The following is a 6,065-nucleotide window of genomic DNA, read 5'->3' as shown; positions in this document are numbered from 1 at the left end:
CCTGACTTGAGTGGCTTGGCCTGGTAACCACAGCTTCCCAAATCCGAGACGGATGAACAACCTATTGAGACATCACACCTAGCTGTGCAATCTGGCACAGCGTCTGGAGATGCAGGATATTTACTTTCGCCATGTGGCCCTTTGTCGAATTCAGTGGACTCTGCCCCTGAGGCTACCTCAGGAGTCCTTGGTTCGGGTGGCAATGCCCCGTCAGGGCAAACACAGTAAGCTTGGGCCATTGTTTCAATGCTCCAGGTGCCATGCGTATCGCCGTTCTAGAAGACGATGCCCTTCTGCAAGATGTCCTTCGCGCCGCGACCCAAGGTGCGGGGCACGTGTGCCATGCGTACATGACAAGCGAATCCCTCCTCAAGGATTTGCGCCATCAGACGTTTGACCTCTTGATACTGGACTGGCACCTGCCGGATATGGACGGGCCGGAGGTTGCCCAGGCCGTCCGCAAGGTCAGGCCCGATGCGATGCCGATTCTGTTCCTCACCCGGCGCAACGGCGAGCAGGATGTCATCGAGGGGCTGACCTCTGGCGGCGATGACTTCATGACCAAGCCCGTCCGCATGGGTGAGTTGCTGGCGCGTATTCAAGCGTTGCTACGCAGGGCGCACCCGACCGTCATGGCGGATGTGCTGGACTTCGGTCGGTACCGGTTTGAACCCAGCACGCGGACGGTCGTGCTCGACGGCAAAAGCATCGAGCTGAAGAACAAGGAATACGAACTCGCGTTGTGCCTCTTTCAGAACCTCGGGCGCTTGATGTCGCGGGACCATCTGCGCGAGAAGGTATGGGCAGACGCCAGGGATGTCCACACCCGCACGCTTGACACACACGCCTCACGGATTCGGACCCAATTGCTCCTGACCCCGGACAGCGGCTATGCACTTTCCGCCGTCTACGGGATCGGCTACCGGCTCGACAAGATTCACCAATCCGGGTGATGATGGGCTGGGGTGGCTGCAGCCTTGCAGGCCCGTAGATTCGCAGGCGCAGCCTTGGTCTTCCGGTTGCACCTGCCTGCGCCATAGGCTGCATGTCCACGGTCTCCCATCTTCCCGCGGTCTCTCGTTTTTCTTCCCCTCTGACCATGTCCCATCGCTTTTCGCTTCATTGCCTTGCCTTGTGGCTCGCGGCCATCGCCCTGCCCGGATGGGGCGCAACGCCGAAGGCACCGCAGGGGGGTGTCAAGGTCATGCACTGGTGGGTCGCGGGCGGAGAGCGTGCCAGCATGAATGCGGTTCGTGACCATGCCCTGCTGAATGGCGTGGGATGGGCCGAGCACTCGTCTGCCGGCAGTGGGACGGCCCGCTATACCGAAGCGCTCGCCAAGCGCCGGCTGGGCCCCGAAGCTCCCACGGTCGCGCAGATGATCGGATTTGAAATCCATGCCTGGGCCCGCAAGGGCTTGCTGGAGAACCTGGACGACATTGCAATGCGCGAAGAATGGGACGAGGTCGTTCCCATGGACATTCAACGCTTGTCCAAATGGAACGGTTCATGGGTGGCGACCCCTTTCAACGCCCATTCCACCAACTGGCTGTGGGTCAACAAGGCACTGGCACAGCAGCTTGGGGCAGCGCAGGCGCCAGACGGTTGGGCGGATCTCATTGCCCTGCTGGACAAGGCCAAGGCCAGCGGCGTGTTGCCGCTGGCCATTGGCCACGAAGCGTGGGAGCACACGTTGCTGTTCGAGTCCGTGGCCGTGGGGGTCGGGGGCGCGCAGTTCTACCGCAAGGCATTCATCGACCTGGATCCCGGCGTGCTCGATGAGGCCCGGCTGACGCTGATCTTTGACCGCATGAAACAGCTGGCGGGCTACCTGGGGCCCCGTTTTCCGACACGGCGCTGGGACGAGGCAACGACATTGGTCAGCCGGGGGGAAGCCCTCTTGCAGGTGCAGGGCTCCTGGGTGGACGGCGAATTCACGGCAATGGGCCTGGCGCCCGGGCGGGAATACGTCTGCTGGAGGTTTCCCGATACCCAGGGGGTCTACCTGTTCAATAGCGATCAGTTCGTCTTTCTGCGCCAGCCTCAAGGCCGGCAACCCGCCCAGGCCGCGTTCGCCACGGTCGTCATGGGCCCGGCGCTCCAGGAAGACGTGAACCTGCGAACTGGCGCCGCGCCGGCGCGGGTGGATGTGTCCAACCAGCGCTTCAACAGCTGCGGGCGCCGCAACATCACCGACATGCGCAACGCCAACATGCGCCGGGCGATGATGGGCTCCATCGCAATGGGCAACGCCAACCCTCCGGCGGTCAAGACCGCCATCTACGAGGTCGTGTCCCGGCACTTCAAGGGGGAGTTGAACACGCCCGACGCAGTCAAAGCCCTTCGCGGCGCCATCGCACAGGCCAGCCGATAAGCCGTCGCCCATCCACCGTACCTCTGACCATGTTTCTCGCAAGACACATTTCACATTGGCGCCTGGCGGCAAAGATCGTTTTCCTGGTCGCCTTGATGGGCCTGATTTCCGTGGCGATCACGGTTTACGCCACCACCCAGATGCGCAGCATCGACCAGCGATACACGCACCTCATCGCAAAGGAGGCACAAGGTGCCCTGGAGCTGAGCGATGCTGCGCTATTGCTGTCGGAATCCAACCGCATCGTGTATGCCGTCCTGACCGCGCAGGAGGAAGCAACGATGCTGGCGGAGCTCGAATCGCTCAAGCGGTTGCATGGGGGGTTCAACGCCAAGGTTGCTTCGGTGCTGTCGCTGATGCCGGATGAAGCAGCTGCCCTGCAGGCCATCGGCCAGCAGGCCGACTTGTCCTTTGCACAGGCCAACCGCATCGTTGAATCCGCCGCCCGCTGGCGCGGCGACCGCGCCTTGCAGATCATCCACGATGAGTTCGAGCCGGTGCTGCGGTCCCTGCAGCGGGACATGGCGCAGCTGCGCAGCAGATCTGTCGCGGGCTTCCAGCAAGCGAGCCAGCAACTGGGCGAAGCGACGCGCACCACGGTGGCGACTACGTTGCTCGGCGTGGGCCTGGGCCTGCTGTCCGTGATGGCGCTTTCCGGGTGGGTGGGGGTTCATCAGATATCAAGACCCATCGCGCGTCTGACGCAAGGCATGCATCAGCTCACCTTGCGCCAATACGACACCCCGGTGCTGGGCACCGACCGCCGGGACGAGGTGGGTACCATGGCGAAGGCGATGCAGGTTTTCAAGGACAGCATGCAACGCGCAGACCGCCTGGCCATCGAAGTCGCCGCCAGCGCCGAGGCGAGGCGCCTGTCGGAGCAACTCGTAGACCTGACCAGCGCGATTCCCGGCGCGGTGTTTCAGCTCCATGTGCAGCCGGATGGCACCCGCCGCTATCTGTATGTGAGCGACAAGGCGGAGGATCTGCACAGCCGCACTGCAAAGGAACTGCTGGGGGACGAGGGCCGGATCGGCGTTGAGTACGGAAACGCGGGCGATACGGCGCGCGACCGGTTCATGAAAAGCCTGGGCACATTGGAGCCGGTTCACTTCGCGGTGCAAATGGAGCGGGGTGGCCAGATCGTCTGGCTCGAGACGCTGGCGACAGCGCGGCGAACCCCTGACGGAGGCGCCTTGTTCAACGGTGTATGGCTGGATGTGACGCAGGCCCAGTTGCAGGCCCATGCGCTATCGAAAGCCAAGGAGGAGGCCGAACGCACGGCGGAAGAAAGGGCCGAGTTCCTGGCGATGATGAGCCACGAGATCCGCACGCCGCTGAACGCCATCCTGGGATTGACCCAGCTTGCGCTCAAAGACCGGCTGGACAGCCCGCAGCGCGAGCGGATCGAGAAGATGCAGCGGGCTGGCCGGCATCTGCTGGGCATCGTCGACGACATTCTTGATTTCTCGAAGATCGACGGTGGCCACATGGTTCTGGAGCATGCGCTTTTTCAGCCGCGCCAGATGGTTGGTGATGTCGCTGGCATGTTCATCGACAAGGCCGATGGAAAGGGGCTCGAGCTGCAGATTGACGTGGACAGCGACGTGCCCACGGCAGTGTTTGGCGATTCGCACCGGATGGGGCAGATCCTCATCAACTATGTCAACAATGCCATCAAGTTTACGGAACGGGGTACTGTCTCCATCCACCTGCAGCTGGCGAACGAACACAGCCAAGGCCTGTTGCTGCGCTGCGCCGTGCGGGACACGGGGATCGGCCTCTCGCCCGACCAGGAGGCCGGGCTGTTCCAGGCGTTTCACCAGGCCGATGCCTCCATCACCCGCCGCTTCGGCGGCACGGGCTTGGGGCTGGCGATCTCCCGCCGCCTGGCCGACTTGATGGGCGGCGCCGTGGGGGTGGCGAGCACGCCGGGAGTCGGCAGCACCTTCTGGTTTACCGCGCTGGTTCAGAGGACCACGCCGGCCTCCGGGGAACACACCGCGCACATCCTTCAGGCAGCGCCCGATATCGCAGGACTGAGCGGCCTGCGCGTGCTGGTCGTGGACGACAACGAACTCAATCGTCTTGTGGCGCGCGGCCTGCTGGAAGCCGGGGGCATGCGTGTTGACCTGGCCGAGGACGGGGCGGCCGCACTGGACAAACTGCAGTCCGCCCCCGATGGCACCTACGCCGCCGTGCTGATGGATATGCAGATGCCCATCATGGACGGGCTTACGGCCACGCGCGAGCTGCGCGCACAGCCGAGATTCGCTGCGCTGCCCATCGTGGCCATGACGGCCAACGCCACGGCCCGGGACATCGAGCGGTCCCGCCAAGCGGGCATGAACGACCATCTCATCAAGCCTGTCCTGGAAAGCAATCTCTGGGGCACGCTCCACCGCTGGATTCTGCCGGGCGACATGCAAGCCAGGGCGCGCCATGTTCCTGCCACGATTGCATTGCAGGCCAGGGAAAGATATGGCGTGGACTTTGATCCCGCCGCGTTGGAGGAAATGCGCGCAGGCTTGTCCCCCGCAGAGCTCAGCGCCTTGACGGCGAAATTCGCGCAGGACTGCACCCAGCGTCTGCGGCGCCTGGAGCAGGCCGCCACGGACAACGACCGGGCTCGGTTGTGCAAGGAAGCGCACGATCTTGCGGGCACGGCAGGGAGCTTTGGCCTCAATCGACTTGGTGAACTGGCTCAGACGCTGCATTCGTTGGCCTCGCTGGAAGCTGCAGGCGAACACTCCTTTGCCATCCCGCTGCAGGAGCTGCGGTCATGCGCGGAACGTGGTCTGAAGGAAATGCGCGACGCCGTTGCATCGCACGATGCGGAGCCCCACCCGGCCAGCCCCTCGCGCTGGTGAATGCTCCGGCATCGAATTCAATCCCGCCAGGATTGACCGGTGGGCTGCCCCGGCCATGCTCAACGCGCAATCCGTCTGCCGGGCGCTGCTGAGCCATGGATGGGGCAAATACGCCCGACCTATTCCTCCGTCGCGCAATTGGCCCGCTTGAGCGCAGCATCTATCCAGGCGTTGTCCTGGGAGCCGTCCGCGATCTCCGCCACCATCACGGCCTCGATCTCCTGCTTCTTGTGCGCAGCGGCTAGCAACTGCTCGGCCTGGCCGTAGGGCACGCAGAGCAGACCGTCGTCGTCGCCGATGACCAGGTCGCCGGGTTCGATGACCATGCCGTCGATGGCGATGGGCACGTTGATCTCGCCGGGGCCATCCTTGTAGGGGCCGCGGTGCGTGACGCCGGCGGCGAACACGGGGAAGCTGTCCTTTCGCAGCACGGCGCTGTCGCGGATGGCGCCGTTGATGACGATGCCCGCAAAGCCCTTGAGCTTGGCTTCGCCCACCATGATCTCGCCGATGAGTGCGTTGGTGAGGTCGCCGCCCGCGTCCACCACGATCACGTCGCCGGGTTGCGCGATTTTCAAGGCCTTGTGGATCAGCAGGTTGTCGCCAGGGCGGGTCTTGATGGTGAGGGCCGGGCCGGCCATGGCGGTACCGTCGTGCATGGGGCGCAGGCGTGGGCCGCCGGCCGTCATGCGCGACATGCAGTCGCTGACGTTGGCCACGGGCACGTCGAGGAATTGCCGGGCCAGTTCCAGGCTCACGGCGCGTTGGCGTTTCAAGATTTGGCAGCCGATCATGGTGTGGTTCTCACTGGGATGGTGGAT

The 6,065-nt window shown here is 63.9% G+C and carries 4 protein-coding genes; 3 read left to right on the top strand and 1 reads right to left on the bottom strand.

The window, feature by feature from the left end; all coding sequences use genetic code 11:
* The first annotated feature begins 260 nt into the window (after window positions 1–260).
* The 3 genes from AC1RCS_RS22735 (at window position 261) to AC1RCS_RS22725 (ending at window position 5,244) form a co-directional block, all read left to right on the top strand.
* The gene (locus AC1RCS_RS22735) at window positions 261–953 is read left to right on the top strand and encodes a response regulator transcription factor (RefSeq protein WP_218294033.1); all 693 of its coding nucleotides are present in this window, start codon (window positions 261–263) and stop codon (window positions 951–953) included.
* Between the two features lie 92 nt (window positions 954–1,045).
* Window positions 1,046–2,374, top strand: a complete 1,329-nt coding sequence (locus AC1RCS_RS22730) for an ABC transporter substrate-binding protein (protein ID WP_218294034.1) — start codon at window positions 1,046–1,048, stop codon at window positions 2,372–2,374.
* A 29-nt stretch (window positions 2,375–2,403) separates the two neighbouring features.
* Entirely contained in the window at window positions 2,404–5,244 is a 2,841-nt protein-coding gene (locus tag AC1RCS_RS22725; protein WP_492246087.1) for an ATP-binding protein, read from the top strand.
* Between the two features lie 119 nt (window positions 5,245–5,363).
* Here AC1RCS_RS22725 and AC1RCS_RS22720 read toward each other — a convergent pair whose 3' ends face one another.
* On the bottom strand, window positions 5,364–6,038 hold the full coding sequence (locus AC1RCS_RS22720) for an RraA family protein (protein WP_218294036.1): 675 nt from the start codon (window positions 6,036–6,038) through the stop codon (window positions 5,364–5,366).
* Between the last annotated feature and the right edge of the window lie 27 nt (window positions 6,039–6,065).

The sequence above is a fragment of the Acidovorax sp. GW823-FHT01C06 genome, assembly GCF_058798375.1.
The sequence above is the reverse complement of the archived record's forward strand: the minus strand, read 5'-3'. Positions and strand labels throughout refer to the sequence as shown.